Below are 22,553 nucleotides of genomic sequence, written 5' to 3'. Positions count from 1 at the left end.
CCTTCAATAGCGATAAAATGGTGAGTGTATTAATCAGTTTTGCTCACTTTTTAAGCTGGTAAAAAAGCAATATTGACTTATTAACCTAATATGTACTTTTTAAAAACCGTGTTATTCATTTTGCTGACCGGCTTTTTATTTTTCTTAGTTGATTCTTACTGGCTATAAAGGATAATAGCGATACTTATAATGACTAAACACTGAACCTAATTAACCATGCGTATTGATAAATTTATATGTAAGAGCACTGAACTGACCCGAAGTGAAGCGAAAAAGTTGCTTAAAATGGGCGATGTTCGAGTTAATGGTGAAGTGATAAAAAATGCAGCGACACAAGTGCATGAAAATAACAGCGTTACTGTTAACGGTGAAGCGCTCACGGCGCGGACTTCTCGCTATATTATGATGCATAAACCCTTAGATACTATTTGCAGCAATATCGATGAAGTCTATCCGTCTTTACTTAATTACATTGAAGTGGACAAAGTATTTGATCTTCACATTGCTGGGCGCTTAGACGCTGATACCACAGGTTTAGTATTAGTCACCGATGATGGCCGTTGGTCGCATAATATTATTTCACCAAAAAAAGACTGCGCTAAGGTTTACCGCGTTAATTTACGTAATGCGATATTACCTGAAAAGTCAGCTGAGCTCATTGAGCGTTTTACCGCTGGATTACAGTTACAAGGAGAAGAGCAACTGACTCTGCCGGCTAAACTAGAAATACTCAATGAAAAAGAAGTATTACTGACTATCACCGAAGGTAAATACCATCAAGTTAAGCGAATGTTTGCCGCGGTTGGCAACAAAGTGGTTGCTTTACACCGTCAGCAAATAGGCAAGATTAACTTAGATATTGAACTAGGTATGTGGCGCTATTTAACAGATGCCGAGGTAAATAGCTTTTAGCTAGCTAACTTCCTTTACTGTTGAGATCATCGCTGGCTATTATCCTTGTTGATTAACAAGTCAGCATAGACAGCATAGCTGGCATAACCCAATACAGGAAAGACAATAATTAATAGCGGTAGCGCTATCACTAAGGTTAATGACGTTATCATTACTAGCGTTAGTGCCCATTTAAACATTAATTTTTTATGTTTAAAGACCGTTTTAACACTAATGCTTACCGCATCAACAAAATTTAGCTGTTGATGAATAATCAAGGGTATAGAAAACACACCGAGTAAAAAGCCAATCACTGCGGTTACCCAACCTATCAAACCACTGTAAAGTAAAAACCAAAGTAATGATTCTCTTAACGCTGGATCAGTGATGAAAGCCTGGTCTAGGGGTAAGGGTTCTATGCCAAAATACAGTCCGTAGATGACTAAGGCATCGGTTATCCAAATAAAATAACACAAGGATAAAATAAAGATTAAAAACCAAATACCTTTATTTTGTTGTCCATTAAGCGCAATTAAGTCTTTAAACATAGGTGTTTTGTCTTTTTCTAATAGACTTGCAACTTGTTGAAAACCAATAATAAGAATAGGAGCAACAATAAAAAAACCGGCGATAAAAGGAAAGATAACTAAATCGGCATCAATGCGTAATAATAACCAATAGAGTAGCCCCGCAATAATGCAAAAAAAGCTGCTAAATACTATACTGATGGTTTTAGTTTTCATGAAACTTGACCAGCCAAATGCTAACCATTTTTTTATTGATGGCGTGGGTTTATCCATAATACTGAGTCTTTATTTACTTATAACGATAACAGCATTTTACCTGAGCATGTTTTTAAATGGGTTGCTGAAGAACATCTATTTGATTTGTATCAAAATCATAGCGGTAAATAATAGCCGGTTAGCTTAATTGCACTATTTATATAAAAAATTAAACTTTTACTCTTAGTTGCCGATTAAATGTACAACAAGACAATAACCAATGAATGGACAACTAAAGTGGATGTACTGATAGACTTATTGCCTGCGGCCAATCAAGTAAAAATCGCTCAATCAAAAAAAGATAAACGCCAAGCTAATAAATATAATCGTCAAATGAACTCAGCAGTAAGTCTGCCCAATGTAGCTGGTGATACTGAAAACGGTCTTAGGATAAAAAAAATGCTTTGGACAGGACCTGAACGCCGCTCATCTGCCGATCGTCGCCATTTAAAAAATAAACGCGGGCGTTGGTTAGAGTCACGCGACAGAAATGATCGCCGAACGACTCAATATGCAATATCAGTTAAAATTTAATTACGCTTTACTTCTTTTGTAACTGATTAAATTTTTCCATTTGCTCTGCTGTTGCAGGCAGTTGGTGTTTTTCTTTCCATTCGCTATAAGGCATACCATAAACTTGCTGACGAGCAGTTTCTATATCTACTTCAACGCCTAACTTCTCTGCCTCTGCAACGGTCCATTTAGAAAAACAGTTACGACAAAAACTCGCTAAATTCATTAATTCAATATTTTGCACATCTTTTCGGCTGTCTAAGTGAGCAAGTAAACGACGAAAAACAGCGGCTTGTATTTCTATTTCTTTGTCCATATTCATCTCTTTATTTAGTTAACTGAAGTTGACTCTTCAACTTCTTTAATGGGTTTTTCATAAGGTAAAATACGAATAATCATGCCGATATAAGGATGATCAAAATAGTGTATTTCGGTACTTCTAACACGTCGGTCTTGCTTAAAATTTACGGTTTTCAAGGCTGCCAATGGTTGCGTTTTATCGCGAGGCAATAATTTTTGTGTTGCTTGTTCGGCTAACGACATATTCATCACGTTAAGATCAGCGGTAATGTGCAAATAAAAATCAACTTCCACTTTAATAAAACCGTCAAGTGTCCAATCCTGAGGTGGTTTAACCGGGGCTGTTTGCACAGTTGTCGCGTGGAAAATTGCCTCGGTATTGGCTATGTCTTGCTCTATTTCAGCGAGTAAACCTTTTGTCTCAGCAGGTAAGTTGGGCAGTTTTATCAGCAGCTCTTGTAAACGTTCTGTCATTATTTTTTCTTTTACTGCTTTTTCTGACCCTGCTATTTTATCTGGGTTATCTTTGTATAAAGCGTTATTCAAGGCCACTTCTTGTCTTTGTGCTTCTTTACGTTGTTGTTGTTGTTGAAATTGTTGTAATTCATTTTGGTATTGCTGAGCAAAATTTTCACCGGCAATAACTTTCAGTGGCACAGCCAATTTTTTGGTTTTTGTTTTTTGACGCCAGCCAAAATGCAGTAATGGTTTGAAATTTCTACTGCGGGCTATTTCTTTAACAATATCGTCAAGTTGTAATGATTCTTTATTAAGTAAGTAGTCTTCATCGCTATAGATATCTTCAATATTATTAATAGTAGGCGGCACCTCATCAATATTAAAAGCGTTATAACTTTGATAAACGTAGCTATTGGTTGATTGATTTAAATGCTGAAATTCCTCTACAGAAATAGTACAGATACCATCGGTAAATGAGGCGGTTTGGTTGGCATAAGTTAAGGGGGTGGTTGAAAATTCAGCCGCGGCTTCCTCAAGTAACATTAAGCGTTGTGTTAATTCTTTTTTACTCATCACTTGTTGTGGTAACGGGATAGCTAAGCTGCTGTTATCTGCTTTTAATGAACTATTTATTGGTGCTTGGCTATCATCTATATTGTCTAAAGCCACTTGTTTATATGTGCCATCGCTAAATTTTGCTATTGATGACGCTGTTAACGACTCGTCTATAGTTTGGGCTGAAAGTATTTGTAATTCAGCTAAGCTTTTAGCAACATAGTAAGGTTGCTCTTTTATGGCCGTTATCGCTTGCTCAAGGAGTGATTGGGCATAAGTAGGATTATCACAATGGGGTAATTGTTGTTTTAAGCTGGCAATGTCAGGATTAAGGTAGGGGCCTAACAAATCAATGATAGTTCGATATTGGGGCAAAACCGTATTATTAGGAAACTTCTCTTTTAATTGCGCTTTGTCGCCTAATTGACTAAACAGGATCACTTCCACTTCAAACCAGCGGTCGGCATTGTCTTCATCAGCCGCAAGGGTTTGTGGTGAAAATATTAAGGCTACACAGAGCAGCGTTAAATGTTTTAATTTCATTAATCATCCAAAGAGTTATAACCTGCCTTGTTATTGTAAACTAAGGCATTGAGTCTACTCTGTTATCTTACGGTTATTTTTTCGTTTTTACTAAATCATTTAACATAGTTGTTACTAAAATAAAGCGTGACTTACTGTCTTCAGTGGCAATTTTAAACTGGAGTTTATTAGCACCGACTAATTTATAAACTTTTGGCTGTTGCTGAATGAGACCGATAATAAGCATAGGATCAACTTTTGTCTCATCGCTAAACTCAATAGAACCTCCAGCTGGGCCTGCTTCAATGCGAGAAACCCCTATTTTTTGGGCCTTTAAACGTAACTTAGCAATATGGACTAAATTCTTAGCGGCCTGCGGTAATAAGCCAAAACGGTCAATTAATTCTACTTGAATTTCGTCAAGTTCATTTTTATTACCGCAACTGGCGATACGTTTATAAATACTTAATCGCAAACTGACATCAAAAATATAATCGTCAGGTAGCAGTGCTGGTACCCGCAATTCAATTTCAGTTTGCTTAGCAGTCATATTTTCAAGCGATAGCTGTTTACCTTGCTTTAATGCTGAAACCGCTTGGTCGAGCATTTCCATATAAAGGGTAAAGCCAATTTGGCTCATTGAGCCACTTTGTCCCTCACCCAATAATTCACCAGCGCCACGAATTTCTAAATCGTGCGTGGCCAAGGTAAAGCCAGCGCCTAAATCTTCAAGTGACGCAATAGCTTCAAGACGCTTTTTCGCATCTTTAGTAATACGTTTAACATCTGGCGTTAATAAATAAGCATAAGCTTGATGATGAGAACGACCAACTCGGCCTCGTAATTGATGGAGTTGCGCTAACCCTAAATGGTCGGCTCTGTCCATAATAATGGTATTAGCTGTTGGCACATCAATACCTGTTTCAATAATCGTCGTACAAACTAAGACATTGTAACGTTGGTGATAGAAGTCGCCCATAATGCGTTCGAGTTCACGTTCGCGCATTTGTCCATGAGCTGTGGTTACTTTTGCTTCTGGCAGCAGTTTTTGAATATCTGCGGCGGTTTTATCTATGGTATCAACATTGTTATGTAAAAAGTAAACCTGACCACCACGGAGGATTTCACGTAAAATAGACTCACGAATAAGGGCATCGTCACGTTCGCGAACAAAGGTTTTTACCGCTAAGCGTTTTGCCGGCGGTGTGGCAATAATCGATAAGTCGCGCATGCCGCCCATCGCCATATTTAATGTCCGTGGAATAGGGGTTGCGGTCAATGTTAAAATATCAACATTACTGCGTAATTGTTTGATTTTTTCTTTTTGTTTTACACCAAATCTATGTTCTTCATCGACCACTAATAAACCTAGATCTTTATATTTAATGCTATTTTGCAATAACTTATGGGTGCCAATAAGAATGTCTATTTGGCCTGATTCAACATCGGCAATAACAACGTTTTGCTCTTTGGCTGTTTTAAAGCGTGACAATACTTCGATAGCAACTGGTAAATTAGCAAAACGGTCGCGAAAGTTTTCATAATGTTGTTGGGCAAGCAAGGTTGTTGGCACTAAGATAGCCACTTGCTTGCCGTCGTTAACGGCAACAAAGGCGGCACGCATCGCCACTTCAGTTTTACCAAAACCGACATCACCACAAACGAGTCTGTCCATGGCTTTATCGCTGAGCATATCAGAAACTACTGCTTTAATGGCTTGCTCTTGATCAAAGGTTTCTTCAAACGGGAAACTGTCTGAAAAAGCTTGATACTCGGCTTTGTCACGTTTGAATTGATAACCTTTATTACTGGCTCTGCTGGCGTATATATCGAGTAGTTCAGCCGCCACGTCACGCACTTTTTCAGCGGCCTTTTGTTTTGCTTTACTCCAAGTGTCATTGCCTAACTTATGTAACGGCGCACTTTCTGCGTCGGCGCCTGAATAACGGCTAATTAAATGCAATGAGCCAACTGGTACATAAAGCTTTGATTCGCCTGCGTAAATTAAAACCAGAAACTCAGTGGTTATGCCACTATTTTCAATGGTTTGTAAGCCCATGTAGCGGCCAATACCATGCTCAAAATGGACCACAGGCTGGCCCATTGAAAGCTCGGCCAAGTTTTTAAAAATAGCATCGGCTTGAATATTTTGTTGTTTGGTGCGGCGGCGACTTTGTTTTACCCGCTCTCCTAAGAGTTCATCCTCAGTGATTAAGGCAATGGCATTTTTCTTGGCGATGCCTTTACTTTGAAAGATAAAGCCGCTGCTCAGCGTATTTACTGTGATGCCGAGTTTGTTTGGGCTGGCGATAAAACCTTCAATATCATCAAAATATTGTGGCTTTATCTGGTTGCGTTCTAATAGCTCCAACACACTTTCTCGACGGCCTTGGCTTTCGGCAACAAATAAAATTTTATCTGGGGTGGCTTTGTCGTGAATAAAATTATTGATTAATTCAAAAGGCTGTTTCAGTTGATGATTAACTGTAACATCAGGTAAGGGCGTGACATCAAAACGGATATAACCGGCTTTTGACTTTTCAATGTCGTCACTGTCAGTTGCTGGTAACGCGGAGGCTACCGGCGCTTTTTCTATGGCAATTCGGTCAAAAGGTTTTAAGGCACGATAAAACTCTTCACTATTTAAAAAGAGTTTCTTGGGGGCTAATAATGGCCGAGTCAGATCATAACGACGTTCTTCAAATCGGTAATCAATATCAAGCCAGTACTGTTCAATAGCCTTATCAATATCGCCGCTGAGCATTATCCGGGTATTTTCGCCTAAATAGTCACACAAGGTGCTCGTTTCTTCAAAGAACAAGGGGAGGTAATATTCAATACCTGCTGGCAAAATACCATCACTGACCTGATGATAAATTGACTCTTTATGGATGGTATTTGGGAATTCTTCTCGGTATTGACGACGAAATAAACTTATTGCTGCTTCGTCGGTAGGAAATTCGTGTGCGGGTAATAAATTTATTTCGTTTATCTTATCACTTGAACGCTGGTTTTCAGGATCGAACAAGCGAATATCATCAATTTCATCATCAAAAAAATCTAAGCGAAACGGCGTTTTACAGCCCATCGGGAACAAATCAAGAATTGCGCCGCGTGCAGAGAATTCACCATGCTCCATCACTTGCTCTACGCAGCGATAGCCACTGGCTTCAAGATTTTGTCGCATTTGATGTAAGTCTTTTTTATCACCTACTTTTACGATCAAACTATTTGTACGCAAATACTGCGTTGGCGCAAGGCGTTGTAATAAGGTTGAAACTGGCACAATAATGATGCCATTTTTCATATTTGATAATTGGTAAAGCGTTGCTAGTCGCTGGGAAATAATATCTTGATGCGGTGAAAAGGTATCATAGGGCAACGTTTCCCAATCAGGAAATAAGCAAATAGGCAGTTGGCGCTTTTTATTTAAACTTTTTAATTCTTGTTCAAAACGCAATGCTGACTGGGTGTCGTTGGTTAATAATAACATCGGAGCGTCGGCATTGAGAGCGCCATGGTATATAGCTAGCGTGTCACTACTACCTAGTAAATTAGTCCAATGCTTTTTATCAGCATGTTTGCCACGACGTTTAGTTAATACAGGTTCAAATAAGCTAGCAGTTTTACTCATGATTTCTCTATCAAATAATTATTGTTAATAAGGCGCGCTAAAACAGCGCATTATCTTAACATGAGTTAAGGTTAAATTTTAAGAACGAGTAAATACTTTTTTGTTTAAAAAACTATAGTGATATAATAAGGCCCAGCTTTACATTGGGTAGAGCCTGCTGTGTTTTTTGGAGAGTTTCGTGACCAATAATGATGTTTTACGTCGTTTAAGATATACCTTTAATTTTAATGATCAAAAGATGATCGACCTATTTAATTTAGCAAAGTTAACGGTAAGTCGTGAACAAATCAGTTATTGGTTGAAAAAAGAAGATGATCCACAAGTGGTTAACTGTAGCGATGTTCAGCTAGCAACTTTTTTGAACGGTTTAATTATTGACAAACGTGGCGCCCGTGATGGTGAAACACCGCCAGCTGAAAAACGAATGAATAATAATCTTGTGCTCAATAAATTAAAAATAGCGTTAGCACTGCGCGCAGAAGATGTTCTCGATATGATGTCTACCTCGGGTATACGTATGACTAAACCTGAATTAAGTGCATTTTTCCGTAAGCCCGATCATAAACATTACCGCGCGTGTAAAGATCAGTTTTTGAGAAACTTTATTCAAGCCATAGATACTAAATATCATGTTAACCGTCCTGAAAAATTCACCCCAAAGCGTGAAGTTGAAACGGTAAAAAAAGCAGAGCTACCTAAAAAAGATTATCAAGCCGCCAAGCCGAAAGTCAGTAAAATATACATAAACCCCAATGCGACTAAAGCAAGCCCTAACGATGATGATAAACCGAAACGAAAAGTGTTAAAACTTAAGCCATCAGATATTTACAAAACTTAGTTTATACAGATGATTATGCAGTAATAGCTGTGCATAAACTTTGCTAATAACAAGCATATAAATAACAGGAAGTATAATGACTGAACCATTAAAGAGCGATAATACCACTCAAACAATTGAAGTTCCCTCATGGTTCAAAGTTGTCGGGACTATTGCATTGATATGGAACTTACTCGGTGTACTCGCTTTTGTTGGACAAATGATGATTACGTCCGAAATGATTGCAGCATTGCCGGATGCCGAACAAGCGCTTTATGCGAGTACACCTCTATGGGCTAAGGCCGCTTTTGCTGGTGCTTTTGGCTCCTTGCTCTTGATATTGAAAAACACCCTAGCGACGCCAATACTGGCTTGTTCATTAGCGGGAGTTTTGTTGCAAATGTTTCATTCCTTTTTTATCAGTAAGTCTTTAGAAGTCTATGGGCCGGGTAGTGCGGTTATGCCGGTAATGGTAATACTGCTTGCCAGCTATTTAGTTTGGCTTGCTAGAAAGGCGCAAAGACAAGGCTGGTCTAGTTAGCTTAGAGATTAAGAATTAAATTAACTGAACAATGAAAAGGGACTTTTACCTGAGTATTAGTTCCTTGTCATAAGTAATCGCAAATTATTCCCTTCTATCGTAATTATAGAGCGACTTATCGAAGAGTTATTGCTATGGCTATTCGATTCGACTAAAACTAGATAAACGAATACTTGTCTGCAATATATTTATAATGATTCATTAATATCTATAACAACGAGAAAATTATGACTTTAAAAAATACACTACTGCTAGTGGTTATTTCTAGTTCACTACTTGCTGCTTGCTCAGCACAAAAAACAACTACTACAGCAAAAAAAGTATTGAATGAAGTTGAGAAAACGATTGTCGTTAACGCCATGTCCGAATCAGAAAAAGCTAACCAATTATTCGATACTATTTTTGATGAAGATGTTTCTCGTAGCCCAATGACCCAAACCTATTTAGGTATAAAAACTGACTATGATAAATGGGATGATATTTCTGAGGAGAATAATACTAAAGAATTATCGATCACTAAAATAAATCTTCAGCGTGTTAAAGCCATTGACAGCACTAAGCTAGATGAGCAAACATTAATTAGCTATCACTTACTTGTACAAAAATTAGAAAATAAAATTTCTGATCATAAATGGCGTTTTCATAACTATCCTGTCAATCAAATGTTTGGTTTACATTCAAGAGTACCTGCTTTTCTAATTAATCAGCACTCCATTAAAAACATTAAAGAAGCTCAAGATTATATTGCCCGTGTGCAAGGTGCTAATTCACTTTTAGAACAACTCACTACACAACTAAAATTACGCGAACAGCTCGGTATCATGGCCCCTAAGTTCGTTTACCCTCATGTTATTCGTGACTCAAAAAATATTTTGCAGGGGGCACCCTTCTCGGAAGGTGAAGATAGTACGATATTGGCTGATTTCACTAAAAAGGTGGATAAACTTGCGATCAGTGTCGACGAAAAAAATGTCCTAATGGCTGATGTTAAAGTGGCTTTAATAACTAGTATCAAACCTGGCTATGAGCAATTAGTCAGTTACCTAAAAGTATTAGAAAAAAAAGCAGATGATAAAGATGGCGCGTGGAAGTTTCCACAAGGTAAAGCATTCTTTAACAATGCATTACAACGTACCACAACAACAGACTTAACGGCCGACCAAATTCATCAAATAGGGCTAAGTGAAGTTGATCGTATTCACAGTGAAATGCGCGTTATTATGGAAAAAGTTGGTTTTAAAGGGGAACTTGCTGATTTTTTCGAATTTATGCGCACTGATAAGCAATTCTATTATCCGGCTGATGCAGCAGGAAAACAACGTTACTTAAACGAAGCTGTCGCGTTAATCGAAGATATGAAAGATCGCTTAGACAGCTTATTTTTAACTAAACCCAAAGCTGAATTAACTGTAAAAGCGGTTGAAGCCTTCCGAGAAAAGTCTGCCGGTAAAGCTTTCTATCAACAACCTGCACCGGATGGGTCTCGTCCAGGGATTTATTATGCCAACCTTTACGACATGAAAGCTATGCCAATTTATCAAATGGCGGCATTGGCTTATCACGAAGGGATACCGGGTCATCACATGCAAATAGCGATAAAACAAGAACTAACTAATATCCCTAAATTTCGTAAGTTTGGTGGTTATACTGCACACACTGAAGGCTGGGGCTTATATGCAGAAATGCTCCCTAAAGAAATTGGTTTATACCAAGACCCTTATTCTGATTTTGGTCGTTTAGCTATGGAGTTATGGCGAGCGTGTCGTTTAGTAGTAGATACTGGCATTCATTCGAAAAAATGGACGCGTGCCCAAGGAATTGGCTATTATGTTAACAATACACCTAATGCTAAATCTGATGCAGTGAAAATGGTTGAACGCCATGTCGTTATGCCATCACAAGCAACAGCTTATAAGATAGGTATGTTAAAAATCATAGAATTACGTGAGCAGGCTAAGGTTGAGCTTGGTGATAAATTTGATATTCGTGAATTTCACGATGTAGTACTTCGCAATGGTCCTGTACCTTTAAATGTTTTAGCTCAATTGGTTAATAGTTATATAGCCAATAAAAAAGCTTAATCTAAGCTAGGCAATAAGGTCATTAATTATAAAAAGACAAGGACAAATTTGTCCTTGTCTTTTTATGAGCATTAGATAATTAAACATTGATTATCATTTACTTTAAAACGCTTATTCTTTAGAAAAAACGAATACTGCTTTCATTTTTAAGTAACTTTCCTACTTATTCAGTAAAATTGATAATTTGCCGATATAAGCGCTATTCCCTTTGATTAACTGTTGTTATAATGCCGAAAAATAACGTAATTTAAATTCTTTTTAGAGGTTTTGTGGATGTCGGAAGCTGAAAAACGCCCAACAAATTTTATTCGTCAAATTATTGATGCGGATCTTGAAAATGGCAAACATTCGAGTGTGCAAACTCGTTTCCCTCCAGAGCCAAATGGTTTTTTACATATTGGTCATGCGAAGGCAATTTGCTTAAACTTTGGCATTGCTCAAGATTATCAAGGTTTATGTAATTTACGTTTTGATGATACCAATCCTGAAAAAGAAGACATTGATTACGTTAACTCGATTCAAGAAGACGTAAAATGGTTAGGCTTTGATTGGGCGGGTAAGGTTCATTACTCATCTGACTACTTTGATCAATTGCACGACTTTGCTGTTGAATTAATAGAAAAAGGCTTGGCTTATGTTTGTTTCTTAAATGCTGATGAGGCTCGAGAATATCGTGGTTCACTGAAAGCGCCAGGTAAGAATAGTCCATTTCGTGATACCAGTGTTGCAGACAATTTAGCACTATTTGCTAAAATGAAAGCCGGTAAATGTGCAGAAGGCGAATGTGTTTTACGCGCTAAAATTGATATGACATCAAGTTTTATGTGTCTGCGTGACCCTATTATTTATCGAGTACGTTTTGCTCATCATCATCAAACAGCTGATAAATGGTGCATTTACCCGATGTACGACTTTACTCATTGCTTATCTGATGCCATCGAAGGGATCACCCATTCACTTTGTACATTAGAGTTTCAAGACAACCGTCGTTTATATGACTGGGTACTTGAAAATGTATCGATTGATGTTGTGCCACATCAATATGAATTTTCACGTTTAAACCTTGAATATACGGTAATGAGTAAACGTAAACTTCATACCTTAGTCGATGAAAAATTAGTTAATGGTTGGGACGATCCACGTATGCCTACGATTGCTGCCTTTCGCCGTCGTGGTTACACACCAGGCTCATTACGTGAGTTTGCTAAGCGTATTGGTGTGACTAAAATGGACAATACCGTGGAAATCGGTGTTTTAGAAGCTTGTATCCGTGAAGACCTAAACGACAATGCGCCTCGTGCTATGGCGGTGCTTGACCCGATTAAATTGGTGATAGAGAACTACCCAGCAGGACAAGTAGAAGAATTAACTGTAAAAAATCATCCAAGTGATGATGAACAAGGTACTCGAATTGTTCCTTTCGCTGCAGAACTTTATATTGAAGCGGAAGACTTTCGTGAAGAAGCCAATAAAAAATATAAGCGTTTAGTGCTTGATAAAGCGGTGCGTTTACGTGGTGCTTATGTTGTTACTGCCACACGTTGTGACAAAGACAGCGAAGGCAATGTTACTACTGTTTATGGTAATTATAATGCCGATACCTTAGGTAAAAATCCTGAAGATGGTACTAAACCCAAAGGTGTTATTCATTGGGTTGCTGCTCAGCAATCTATTGATGCAGAAATTCGATTATACGACCGTTTATTTAATATACCAAATCCAGCAGCCGCAGAAAACTTTCAGAGTGTGATGAATGAAGATTCGTTAATTACCATCAGCCACGCTAAAGTTGAGCCTTCATTGGCCAATGCAAAACCCGAGCAAGCCTTTCAATTTGAACGTCAAGGTTATTTTTGTCGTGATAATAAAGACTCACAAGGTGATAAATTGGTATTTAACCGTACAGTAGGTTTACGTGATACTTGGGCTAAAATGGACAACTAATTAGCCCACAAATGAGTTTTAAAATCTTCATCTACTGGACGTTATTCCGGTATATGAAGGTTTTTTTTTGTCTAAATTTAATGGTTAATTTTGTTCGTTATATACATTTAATTAAATTATATTGTAATTTTTAATACCTGTAAGTATGTTGTTTTAATATCGATGCAACAGGCAAGTATGGAGATATCTATATCTTTGATAAGGTTTATTATTAGGCCTTGGCTTGTTAAGCTTTTTTAACTATTTTAGTTTGCTTTATAAGCTTTTTTCAAAGATCATACCGGTTGATTTTATCGAATAAGTTATTATTTAATCCTCGCAATTTTTACAATGTCCTTTGCGTTTTATGTAATAGAAAATACAACATTCAGTTCAGGATTATTAACAATGACTCACTAATCGTTTAAATACCCTGGAGAGGGTGAGTATAATTTCGATTTATGTGTGAAGAATCTATAGGGAGTATGGATTTGATTATTTGTAAAAGAGCGGTCTATCAATTTTTGATATTTTCTGCCGTATATTTTTTTGCTGTAACTCATTCGGCATTGGCTAATGATTTGAATGCCACCTTGAATAGCATTGAGCCATCTTATCGTTATGATTGCTCGGTAGACAAGGGGGTAAGCGATAAAGTTGAAAGATATTTAGTTGATTTTACTGATTTGTCTAATCAAGAACGCTCGAAACTGCTTTGGCAAAAAGCGATGGAGTCATACTGTAGTGGCGGTTTCAGTGAAGATTATATACAGCAATTGGAAGAAATAATTCTGTTGCCAAGTAACGAAATCAACAAGACTGTTTTTTTGATAGCTATCTATGATTTAACCAGTTTTTATTCTCGGTATTCGCTAAAAAAATCGTGCGATTTTTTACATGCCAAACGTTTGCTCGCCAAAGATCCCCCTCAAGCGTTCCTAAAGTATTTAGATTTGGCAGAACTTCAATATTGTTCTGCTCTGAGCGCAGTAGAAAAAATTAGAGAGTTCGTCAGGCTAAAGGAAGTAAGCAAAGCGGATGACTACTTTATCGACCATATCTACGGGAATATAGCTGAAATATATTCATCGCTTGGTCAGTTTTCCCTTGCGGCGAATACATACAAAAAACAATTACCCTATATCAAGGATGATTTTGATCGCAATTGGTCTTATTATTCTATTGCTACTGAATTATTAGATGCGGGTAAAATTGCAGAAAGTAAGCATTACTTAACAAAATTTGAATCAGGAGGTGACCTATTTAAAAGTACCGATGATTTCAAAACGTTATTAATCATTTTAAAAATAAAATTCGCTTATCAAAATAAAAACTTTGAATTAATGGGAGAACTCATTGACGAATTTGAACCATATCAACGTGTTACTGAAGAGTTGTATCAAGATAATAAAATGGTTTTATATAAAGCTATTGCGTGTTTAGAAAACAATAGAACGGAATGCGTTAATACTTTTATCGCACAGAAAGATCTTTTAATTAAGCAAACTAAAAAATCAAACTTGCATTATCTTTATGAATTTTTGATAAAACATTACCTTTCTCAAAATCAATCATCAAAAAAGTATTTTGAAAGCTACATCAATATCAATCAACAAGCCCTTATTAATCAACAGAACTCGGTTTCTATTTTAGGTGTTGCTGAGCTGCAACAGGATATAGTTGCACTGGAACTTGGCTTAGTGTCGACTCGATTAGAGAAATCAAGAATTACCTTGATTTTATCATGTATCTTAATATTGGTTTTAATAACGGTCTGCGTATTTATATGGCAACAAAAAAATAAACAAAAAATATTATCAGAAACTGATGAGCTAACACGTATCTATAATAGGCGAGCTATTTTCGAACAAATAATGAACCTTAAAAAGCCACTGAATAATACTATACACGCTATTATTATGTTTGACTTGGATGATTTTAAATCAGTTAACGATAAGTATTCACACCTTTGTGGTGATAGAGCCCTGCGACATATCGTTAAACTAACCAAAGATAATATCCGACAACAAGATCTATTTGGTAGACTTTGTGGTGAAGAATTTGTTCTGTGTTTAAAGGACTTAGAAAAAAAATCTGCACAAAGTATTGTTGAAAATATTCGTAGTAGTTTTGAAAATACGCCGATATTGATAAATGATGAGATAGTGCTAACGGTTACGGCAAGTTTTTCTATAACCTATATAGATAAATCGATTTCAAGTTTTGACAGCGTTTATCAGCGCTTAGATGATGCGCTTTATCAGGCAAAAGATTTGGGTCGAAATAGAGTTGTCGAAGCTTAACTCAGGGGAGGTTTTGTTAAGCGATACTCAGCACGGAAAACTCAACCAGAGACTTACATAGCTACTTTAATTTACCTTGTTTTTTTGCTGGCTAGTGACTATAAAAATAAAGCCAGCTGATGTTAGCTCAGCTAGCTTTATGGGTTGTTTGAGAGGGGAACCTATTGGTTTTTGTTAATGTGTTGCCGCCTTCATTTGTTGAACAAAACTTGTTAATGCAGCTAACATAGCCGCATTATCTTCAAGATTATTTTCAATGATTTTAACCACTGCCGAACCGCTTATGGCACCAGCTGCGCCAGTTGCTAACGCTGCTTTTACTTGCTCTGGATTAGAAATACCAAATCCTATTACCCCAGGTGAGGCATTATTAGCTTTGAGCTTTTCAATTAAATGAACAGCAGGATGAGCCTCCTCGACCGATGAACTACTTGGCGTATCCATACCCGTTACACCCGCACGACTTAATACGTAAGTGTAGCCATGGCTGTATTGTGCAACCTGTTTTAATGTTTCCTCACTGCCATTAGGCGGAGCAATAAATATTGGCGCAACACCATACTTTACTGCAGCTGCACGAAAGGGGGCACTTTCACGCAAAGGTAAATCGGCAATTAACACCGAATCAACACCTACTGCAGCGGTATCTCGATAAAAGCTATCAATACCGCGTGCAAAGACTAAGTTGCCATAAAGTAATAAACCAATAGGAATCTCGGGCGCGTAAGCGCGCACTTTAGCTAAAACATCTAAACAGGCATCCGTATTGACCCCAGCATTGAGTGCACGCAGTGCTGCTCGCTGAATAGTAATACCGTCAGCACTTGGGTCAGAAAATGGAATGCCTAATTCTAATGCATCAGCGCCGGCGTCTATTAATGCTTTAATTATTGCAAATGATTGCTCAAGATTTGGGTCGCCTATAGTAACAAACGGAATAAAAGCGCCTTGATTCTTTTCTGCTAATTGAGCAAAGGTTTGCTGATAACGTGTGGTCATCTGCTTGTTTGAGGTATCACCTAAACTCATTATGCTTCTCCTTGATTTTTTACTTCGTTTTCAGCTTGTAACACTGTTTGTACATGCGCTAAATCTTTGTCACCGCGTCCTGATAAATTGACAAGAAAGACCGTTTCTTCAGTAACCGCTTCGGCCATTTTTATCGCTTGTGCTAAGGCATGTGAAGACTCAAGTGCCGGAATAATACCTTCATTCATCGCTAACAGTTTAAAAGCTGTTAATGCTTCATCATCATTAATAGGCACATATTGAGCACGGCCAGTATCTTTTAAAAAGGCATGTTGTGGACCCACAGCAGGATAGTCTAGACCGGCTGAAACAGAATAAGACTCTTCTATTTGTCCTGAATTGTCTTGCATAATATAGGTATAATTACCGTGTAACATGCCTTTAGTACCGGCAACTAAGGTGGCACCATGTTGGTTGGTCGTAACGCCTTTACCACCCGCCTCAACGCCAATTAATTTCACATCAGTTTCTTTGATAAAGTCGTTAAAAATACCTATGGCATTTGAACCTCCACCTACACAAGCAATGACGTAATCAGGTAAGCGACCTTCTTGTTTAAGGATTTGCTGTTTAGCTTCTTCGCCAATCATTTTTTGAAATTCACGAACTATGGTTGGAAATGGGTGAGGACCAGCGGCAGTGCCTAACAAGTAATGAGCATTTTCATAATTTGCAGACCAGTCACGTAAAGCTTCATTAACGGCATCTTTTAAAGTACCAGAGCCGGCAGTAACGGGAATAACTTCCGCGCCCATCAATTTCATGCGAAATACGTTAGGTTGTTGACGTTCGCAATCTAATGCGCCCATATAAACTCGACATTTCAACCCTAACAATGAACAAGCAATGGCTGAAGCCACGCCGTGCTGTCCAGCGCCGGTTTCAGCAATAACTTCTGTTTTACCCATACGTTTAGCGAGTAATGCTTGGCCGAGTACTTGATTGGTTTTATGGGCGCCGCCGTGTAATAAATCTTCACGTTTTAAATAAATTTTAGCTAATGGGTTTTTACATAAATTACGGGTTAAGGTCAGTGGTGTTGGACGGCCCGCGTAGTTTGTGAGTAGGTCATTAAACTCAGTTAGGAAATCTTCGTCTTGTTGTGAGTCGATAAATGCTTGCTCTAATTGCTCAAGGGCAGGTACTAATAATTCACCAACAAACATACCGCCAAACTCACCAAAATAGGCAGGTAAAGTTTTTTTTGCTTGGGTTTTTTGTTTACTCGTTTGCTCTGTCATTTTATTTATTCCTAATGCTTTATACAAGTTACATAAACTAAGTGAGCGATTTTATATACGTATAAAATCGCACTTAGTTTGTGTGTTCGGTATTATTAATAATGTCTAATAGCGGCGAAAACTTGTTGAAGTTTTTCACGGCTTTTAACGCCTGGGCTTGTTTCAACACCTGAGTTGAGATCCAAACCAAATAAATCTAGTGTTGTTTGCTGGCTAACCGCTTGTGCAATGTTATCTATAGACAAACCACCGGCTAGAAAACAATGGCTTAAGTCTTGCGCAGATTCGGCTAACGCTCGCCAATTAAAGGTTTCACCACTGCCAGCATTTTTGCCATCTAGCACATAAAATTGCGCATTATCAGTTAATTCAGGTACTTGGCTTTCGACCGGTAAAGCTTTCCAACATTGACAGCCTTTGGGTAATAATGGTTGCAATGACGTGATATATTGTGACGTTTCATTGCCATGAAGTTGCACCGCAAATAAGTTTAGGCTGTGCGCAAGTTTCGCCACCTCTGCAATGGCATGATTAACAAACACGCCGACGTAACGTAAAGAGGGAACCTGCTCGACAATCATTTTTGCTTGTTGTTCGTCAACATATCTTGGCGACTTTTCCGCGAAAATTAAGCCACCAAATTGTGCGCCGGCATCAACAGCACTTTGGGCATAGTCAACTTGTGTTAAGCCGCAGACTTTATTATTGCCATAAATGAGTTTACGACAAGCTAAATCAATATCATCTTCTGCCATGATTGAACTGCCCACTAAAAAGCCATCAACTGCTGGTGCTAACTCGCGAACTTGTTCGTTGGTATAAATACCCGATTCAGAGATAACGATGCGATCAGCAGGCAGTGTCGGCGCATAGTCAAAGGTTCGAGCGATATCGGTGGATAAGTCGCGCAAATCTCGGTTGTTAATGCCAATCAGTTTAGCGCCTAAATCAATGGCTCGGTCACGCTCTTCATCATTAGAGATTTCAGTTAAGACCGCTAAGTTATATTGCTCAGCGATAGCTGATAAATCTTTATATTCTTGATCAGACAAAACACTGAGCATCAACAAAATAGCATCAGCACCGTAATATCGCGCCAAATAAACCTGGTAGGCATCAATAAAAAAATCTTTATTAAGTACCGGACAATTTACCGAGTCAGTCACTATTTTTAAATACTCAAAAGTGCCTTGAAAGTATTTTTCATCAGTTAAGACAGAAATAGCGGCAGCATATTTATCATAAATCTGGCAAATAGCCTTAGGGTCAAAATTTTCGCGTATTAACCCTTTCGATGGCGAAGCCTTTTTACACTCTAAAATAAAGCCCGCATGCGCATGACCTTGTTTTCTATCGAGTGCGCCATACATATCTTTTTGAGTGGCTACTAAAGTGTCAATAAATTCACTTAATGGAAAGTCAATTTTACGCTGTGCTATTTCGATACGTTTATCAGCAACAATTTTTTCTAATACATTTGCCATGTTATGCCATTGCCTTTGAGTCTGAGTTTGAAATTACGACCATATTCTCTAAGGTCGTTAATGCTTTACCTGACGCTAATACGTCACTTGCCATGTTAGCGGCTATTTTTAAATCACTCGCTTTATCATGTAAATACAATAATGCGGCGCAGTTAATAATGACGGCATCATTATGAGCAGGCTTGCCGTTACCGCTGAGAATAGCGCGAATATACTCGGCATTTTCTTGTGGGGTACCGCCTTTAATATCTTCTAATGTGTAACTGGGTAAACCAAAATCAGCGGGAGAAATGGTTCGGTTTGTACATTGACCATTGGCTATCTCGCTAATTTGCGTTTCGCCGTGTAAGGCAATCTCATCTAAACCGCTACCGTGAACGACCCAACCACGCTTAACCCCAGTTAACAGTAAACTTTTTGCCATGACCTCGATAAGCGCTGGCGTATAAACACCGAGTAACATAGTGCTTGGTGAAGCAGGGTTTACTAATGGCCCTAATATATTAAATAACGTGCGCACTCCCATAGATTTTCTCACTGGAGCTGCATGCTTAAATCCCGGGTGATAAGCGGGAGCATATAAAAAACATAAATTTGTTTGCGCTAAACACGCACTAGCTGTCGTTGGCGACATCATTAAATTGACGCCAAAGGCCTCCAGTAAATCTGCCGAGCCGGACATGCTAGAAACACTGCGATTTCCATGTTTCGCCATTTTCAAACCACATGCTGCGGCTAAAATTGCTGCGGTAGTTGATATATTAATGGTATTCGCGCCATCGCCACCGGTACCTACACAGTCAGCAACGTTATGCTCTTGCCCAGGAAATGGTGTTGCTGAGCCTCTTATGGCTAGGGCAGCACCTGAGATTTCGTTAGCCGTTTCGCCCTTTATTTTTAAGGCAGTTAATACACTCGCTAACAGTACGGGTTCAACTTCACCTTTGATCATATTTTTAAAAAAATCTTCAGCTTCACTCTGGCTAATATCATTTCCATCAACGAGTTGTTGTAAAATTTTACTCATAAGAACCTTCCGCTGCTGTTTTTTGTGGTGAAGCCAGTAAATAGTCAATAGTTTGCGCTAATAACGTGCCGCCATAAGTGGTTAGGATTGACTCTGGATGAAATTGAAATCCTAGGGCTATGTCTTTTTTATGCTCAATAGCCATCGGTAAACTGATTTGTTCAGCGGTGATATATTCAGCAATAATATCAATAGTATTAGGTACTTCACTTGCGATCAGTGAGTGGTAGCGAGCCACAGGTAAAGGGTGATTTATCTGGTCAAACACACCCGTTTGACGGTGGGTAATACTCGAGGCTTTACCATGGACAATTTCAGGTGCACGGATAACTTTACCGCCATAGTGTTCAACTAAAGCTTGATGGCCTAAACAAATGCCTAAAATTGGAAATTTACCGGCACATTGAGCAATTAATGCCATTAAACAGCCGGCTTTATTGGGTTCACCTGGGCCAGGCGATAAGACCAGTAATACTCGGCCGTTGAATTTTTGCATTTGTTCAAAGATAAAATCTGCCGACAGGGTGTTTCGATATATGGTCGGTTCAAACCCTAAACATTGAAATTCATCGACCAAGTTGTAAGTAAAAGAATCGAGGTTGTCGAGCATGAAGATTTTAACCTTGCCATTATCAGGGGTTTCTTGATGACTATGCATGATTACTCTCCTTGCACGTGGTGTTTAGGCTAGCGCTGTTGCTACTTGGGGCGGCAGTTATCTCAACAGTGAACCGTTCTGCATGTTGAATGGCATTAATGACCGCCTGTGCTTTTTGCTTGGTTTCATTGGCTTCTGACTGGGGATCTGAGTCGTAAACAACACCGGCACCTGCTTGAACATGCGCTATACCGTGTTTAACAAAAGCAGAACGGATAACAATACAGGTATCCATTTCACCATCACCGGTTAAATAGCCAACCGCGCCACCATAACTGCCTCGACGCTTGCCTTCTACTGCTCGGATTAATTGTGTCGCTTTTACTTTTGGTGCTCCCGATAAAGTGCCCATATTCATACAAGCTTGATAAGCATGCAGAGCATCAAGGTCGAGCGCTAAGGTGCCACACACTCTAGAGACTAAATGCATAACATGAGAGTAACGGTCAACTTTTAATAAGTCAGCAACATAGCGAGTACCTGCTTGACTAACGCGGGCAATATCGTTGCGGGCTAAATCAACTAGCATAGTGTGCTCGGCTAACTCTTTTTTATCTAAACGTAATTCAAGTTCAATACGGCTGTCTAAATCAAGGGAAATTGAACCGTCTTTATTAAGTCCGCGCGGACGAGTTCCTGCAATGGGATAAATTTCTACTTGACGATTTTTATGTTGATATTTTAAAGCAGATTCTGGCGAAGCACCAAAAATACAAAAGTCGCTGTCTTTTAAGTAAAACATATAAGGGCTAGGGTTGCTTTGCTTTAACGCTTTATAAGCATTTAAAGTATTTGAGCATTTGAGCGAAAAGGTCCGAGAAGGTACCACTTGAAAAATATCACCGGCGCGAATATTTTCTTTTAACTGATTAACGGTGTCACAGAACTGTTGATCTGAAATGTCGCTAATAACTTCACTTTTTTCAATCGGCTTGTCATAAGCCTTTTCTTGAGCAATATATTGCTGGGCTAAAATATTTTTTATATCAGCTAACCGTTGACGAATAGTCACGAGATTACTATTTGCCGCTTCTCCTGAAAAAACATTACCAATAACTTCAGTTGATTGCGCTTCATGATCGATAACCACAACGGTTTCAGCTAAATAATAGACGAAGTCTGGGCAGGTATTATCACCTTGGCTTACTGTCGGTAATTGCTCGGTCATCGACATCATATCAAAAGCGAAGACGCCACCTAAAAATATCGCAAAAGGGTGACCGTTGCTATTTTTAAGCTTGTTGAATAAGCGCAAACTTTGAAAAGGATTAATAGCGAGTAAGCGCGATTTTTCATCAAGTTGTTGCGTGACTTCGGGGAAAATAGCGCTGAGTGTTTTATCTTTAATGGTTAACGTAGCGTGTGTAGCGAGTTGCTGTTGTACAAACTCAAGGGCCGCTTGACCATTGTTAGTTAACGCTTCAAAGGTAACAAGATTACCATGACAGGTAATTTTTAATGCCGCGTCGGTAAGTAATAAGCTTTTTAATTGATGCTTTTTATCAATCTCAGCCGATTCTAATAATAAGTTATTGTCGCTGTTTTGGCTTAATTGGTGAAATATCGCCAGGGGATCGGTCTGATATTTAACGGTTTCTGATAGTGTGGTAACACTGCCAGTTTGCTTATCTATGGTAAGCGTATTCTGATGATTCATATTCTTTCCTAGCTTTTAACGTCTAATTTAAATTAATGGTCAACCTGCATAAATAGGCAATAGCCACCATATAAACCAACTTTTAACGCGCGTAATAATCATGTTTTTCTCGCCATAGTACTTTAGCTTTGAGCTA

17 protein-coding genes are annotated in these 22,553 nt (G+C 38.5%); 7 read left to right on the top strand and 10 right to left on the bottom strand.

Annotated features, from left to right (window positions below):
* The first annotated feature begins 216 nt into the window (after positions 1-216).
* Positions 217-912, top strand: coding sequence for a pseudouridine synthase (locus tag ESZ26_RS04720; protein ID WP_146798486.1), 696 nt, complete (start codon positions 217-219; stop codon positions 910-912).
* A 26-nt stretch (positions 913-938) separates the two neighbouring features.
* On the opposite strand, the gene ESZ26_RS04715 is transcribed toward ESZ26_RS04720, so the two are convergent.
* Positions 939-1,691: a DUF2189 domain-containing protein gene (locus ESZ26_RS04715; protein ID WP_146798484.1), complete on the bottom strand. Its 753-nt coding sequence runs from the start codon at positions 1,689-1,691 to the stop codon at positions 939-941.
* A 180-nt stretch (positions 1,692-1,871) separates the two neighbouring features.
* On the opposite strand from ESZ26_RS04715, the gene ESZ26_RS04710 reads away from it, so the two are divergent.
* Positions 1,872-2,207 (top strand): hypothetical protein, encoded by a 336-nt coding sequence (locus tag ESZ26_RS04710; RefSeq protein ID WP_146798482.1) that lies wholly within the window; start codon positions 1,872-1,874, stop codon positions 2,205-2,207.
* Positions 2,208-2,214: 7 nt separating this feature from the next.
* Here the strand turns inward: ESZ26_RS04710 and ESZ26_RS04705 are convergent, their stop codons facing one another.
* From ESZ26_RS04705 to mfd, 3 genes are all read right to left on the bottom strand, one after another.
* Positions 2,215-2,508, bottom strand: coding sequence for a DUF1244 domain-containing protein (locus ESZ26_RS04705; RefSeq protein ID WP_070374015.1), 294 nt, complete (start codon positions 2,506-2,508; stop codon positions 2,215-2,217).
* Between the two features lie 8 nt (positions 2,509-2,516).
* Positions 2,517-4,043, bottom strand: a complete 1,527-nt coding sequence (locus ESZ26_RS04700; RefSeq protein WP_146798480.1) for a CsiV family protein — start codon at positions 4,041-4,043, stop codon at positions 2,517-2,519.
* Positions 4,044-4,116: 73 nt separating this feature from the next.
* Positions 4,117-7,656 (bottom strand): transcription-repair coupling factor, encoded by a 3,540-nt coding sequence (gene mfd, locus ESZ26_RS04695; protein ID WP_146798478.1) that lies wholly within the window; start codon positions 7,654-7,656, stop codon positions 4,117-4,119.
* A 178-nt stretch (positions 7,657-7,834) separates the two neighbouring features.
* On the opposite strand from mfd, the gene ESZ26_RS04690 reads away from it, so the two are divergent.
* The 5 genes from ESZ26_RS04690 to ESZ26_RS04670 all read left to right on the top strand — a co-directional run bounded on the left by ESZ26_RS04690 (position 7,835) and on the right by ESZ26_RS04670 (position 15,321).
* Positions 7,835-8,494 (top strand): YehS family protein, encoded by a 660-nt coding sequence (locus ESZ26_RS04690; protein ID WP_146798476.1) that lies wholly within the window; start codon positions 7,835-7,837, stop codon positions 8,492-8,494.
* Positions 8,495-8,570: 76 nt separating this feature from the next.
* Positions 8,571-9,014 carry a hypothetical protein gene (locus tag ESZ26_RS04685; protein ID WP_223271550.1) on the top strand — a complete coding sequence of 148 codons (444 nt, stop codon included), beginning with the start codon at positions 8,571-8,573 and terminating at the stop codon, positions 9,012-9,014.
* A 227-nt stretch (positions 9,015-9,241) separates the two neighbouring features.
* A complete protein-coding gene (locus ESZ26_RS04680; protein ID WP_146798474.1) occupies positions 9,242-11,095 on the top strand; it encodes a DUF885 domain-containing protein in 1,854 nt (617 codons plus the stop codon).
* A 273-nt stretch (positions 11,096-11,368) separates the two neighbouring features.
* Positions 11,369-13,039, top strand: a complete 1,671-nt coding sequence (glnS, locus tag ESZ26_RS04675; RefSeq protein WP_146798472.1) for a glutamine--tRNA ligase — start codon at positions 11,369-11,371, stop codon at positions 13,037-13,039.
* 470 nt (positions 13,040-13,509) lie between these two features.
* Positions 13,510-15,321, top strand: coding sequence for a GGDEF domain-containing protein (locus tag ESZ26_RS04670; RefSeq protein WP_170246306.1), 1,812 nt, complete (start codon positions 13,510-13,512; stop codon positions 15,319-15,321).
* A gap of 174 nt (positions 15,322-15,495) precedes the next feature.
* On the opposite strand, the gene trpA is transcribed toward ESZ26_RS04670, so the two are convergent.
* The 6 genes from trpA to ESZ26_RS04640 form a co-directional block, all read right to left on the bottom strand.
* Positions 15,496-16,350 carry a tryptophan synthase subunit alpha gene (gene trpA / locus ESZ26_RS04665; RefSeq protein ID WP_395880696.1) on the bottom strand — a complete coding sequence of 285 codons (855 nt, stop codon included), beginning with the start codon at positions 16,348-16,350 and terminating at the stop codon, positions 15,496-15,498.
* Complete coding sequence (gene trpB / locus ESZ26_RS04660; protein WP_146798469.1) at positions 16,350-17,591, bottom strand: tryptophan synthase subunit beta; 1,242 nt, start codon at positions 17,589-17,591, stop codon at positions 16,350-16,352. Before trpB ends, trpA begins: the two co-directional genes overlap by 1 nt.
* Positions 17,592-17,686: 95 nt before the next feature.
* Entirely contained in the window at positions 17,687-19,075 is a 1,389-nt protein-coding gene (gene trpCF, locus ESZ26_RS04655; protein ID WP_146798467.1) for a bifunctional indole-3-glycerol-phosphate synthase TrpC/phosphoribosylanthranilate isomerase TrpF, read from the bottom strand.
* 1 nt (position 19,076) lies between these two features.
* Entirely contained in the window at positions 19,077-20,102 is a 1,026-nt protein-coding gene (gene trpD, locus ESZ26_RS04650) for an anthranilate phosphoribosyltransferase (RefSeq protein ID WP_146798465.1), read from the bottom strand.
* A complete protein-coding gene (locus ESZ26_RS04645) occupies positions 20,095-20,760 on the bottom strand; it encodes an aminodeoxychorismate/anthranilate synthase component II (protein ID WP_146798463.1) in 666 nt (221 codons plus the stop codon). Before ESZ26_RS04645 ends, trpD begins: the two co-directional genes overlap by 8 nt.
* On the bottom strand, positions 20,753-22,417 hold the full coding sequence (locus tag ESZ26_RS04640) for an anthranilate synthase component 1 (RefSeq protein WP_146798462.1): 1,665 nt from the start codon (positions 22,415-22,417) through the stop codon (positions 20,753-20,755). The genes ESZ26_RS04645 and ESZ26_RS04640 overlap by 8 nt, the downstream gene beginning before the upstream one ends.
* Positions 22,418-22,553 lie beyond the last annotated feature (136 nt).

Origin of the sequence: Colwellia hornerae (genome assembly GCF_007954355.1) — a bacterium.
GTDB classification, from domain to species: domain Bacteria; phylum Pseudomonadota; class Gammaproteobacteria; order Enterobacterales; family Alteromonadaceae; genus Colwellia_A; species Colwellia_A hornerae.
The sequence above is the reverse complement of the archived record's forward strand: the minus strand, read 5'-3'. Positions and strand labels throughout refer to the sequence as shown.

Excerpts from the sequence above, each read along its gene's own strand:
- ESZ26_RS04680 (WP_146798474.1), top strand. The coding sequence starts at position 9,242 with ATGACTTTAAAAAATACACTACTGCTAGTGGTTATTTCTAGTTCACTA.
- trpA (WP_395880696.1), bottom strand. The coding sequence starts at position 16,350 with ATGAGTTTAGGTGATACCTCAAACAAGCAGATGACCACACGTTATCAG.
- trpB (WP_146798469.1), bottom strand. The coding sequence starts at position 17,591 with ATGACAGAGCAAACGAGTAAACAAAAAACCCAAGCAAAAAAAACTTTA.
- ESZ26_RS04705 (WP_070374015.1), bottom strand. The coding sequence starts at position 2,508 with ATGAATATGGACAAAGAAATAGAAATACAAGCCGCTGTTTTTCGTCGT.
- trpD (WP_146798465.1), bottom strand. The coding sequence starts at position 20,102 with ATGAGTAAAATTTTACAACAACTCGTTGATGGAAATGATATTAGCCAG.
- ESZ26_RS04720 (WP_146798486.1), top strand. The coding sequence starts at position 217 with ATGCGTATTGATAAATTTATATGTAAGAGCACTGAACTGACCCGAAGT.
- ESZ26_RS04715 (WP_146798484.1), bottom strand. The coding sequence starts at position 1,691 with ATGGATAAACCCACGCCATCAATAAAAAAATGGTTAGCATTTGGCTGG.
- glnS (WP_146798472.1), top strand. The coding sequence starts at position 11,369 with ATGTCGGAAGCTGAAAAACGCCCAACAAATTTTATTCGTCAAATTATT.
- ESZ26_RS04685 (WP_223271550.1), top strand. The coding sequence starts at position 8,571 with ATGACTGAACCATTAAAGAGCGATAATACCACTCAAACAATTGAAGTT.
- ESZ26_RS04700 (WP_146798480.1), bottom strand. The coding sequence starts at position 4,043 with ATGAAATTAAAACATTTAACGCTGCTCTGTGTAGCCTTAATATTTTCA.
- ESZ26_RS04645 (WP_146798463.1), bottom strand. The coding sequence starts at position 20,760 with ATGCATAGTCATCAAGAAACCCCTGATAATGGCAAGGTTAAAATCTTC.
- mfd (WP_146798478.1), bottom strand. The coding sequence starts at position 7,656 with ATGAGTAAAACTGCTAGCTTATTTGAACCTGTATTAACTAAACGTCGT.
- trpCF (WP_146798467.1), bottom strand. The coding sequence starts at position 19,075 with ATGGCAAATGTATTAGAAAAAATTGTTGCTGATAAACGTATCGAAATA.
- ESZ26_RS04640 (WP_146798462.1), bottom strand. The coding sequence starts at position 22,417 with ATGAATCATCAGAATACGCTTACCATAGATAAGCAAACTGGCAGTGTT.
- ESZ26_RS04710 (WP_146798482.1), top strand. The coding sequence starts at position 1,872 with ATGTACAACAAGACAATAACCAATGAATGGACAACTAAAGTGGATGTA.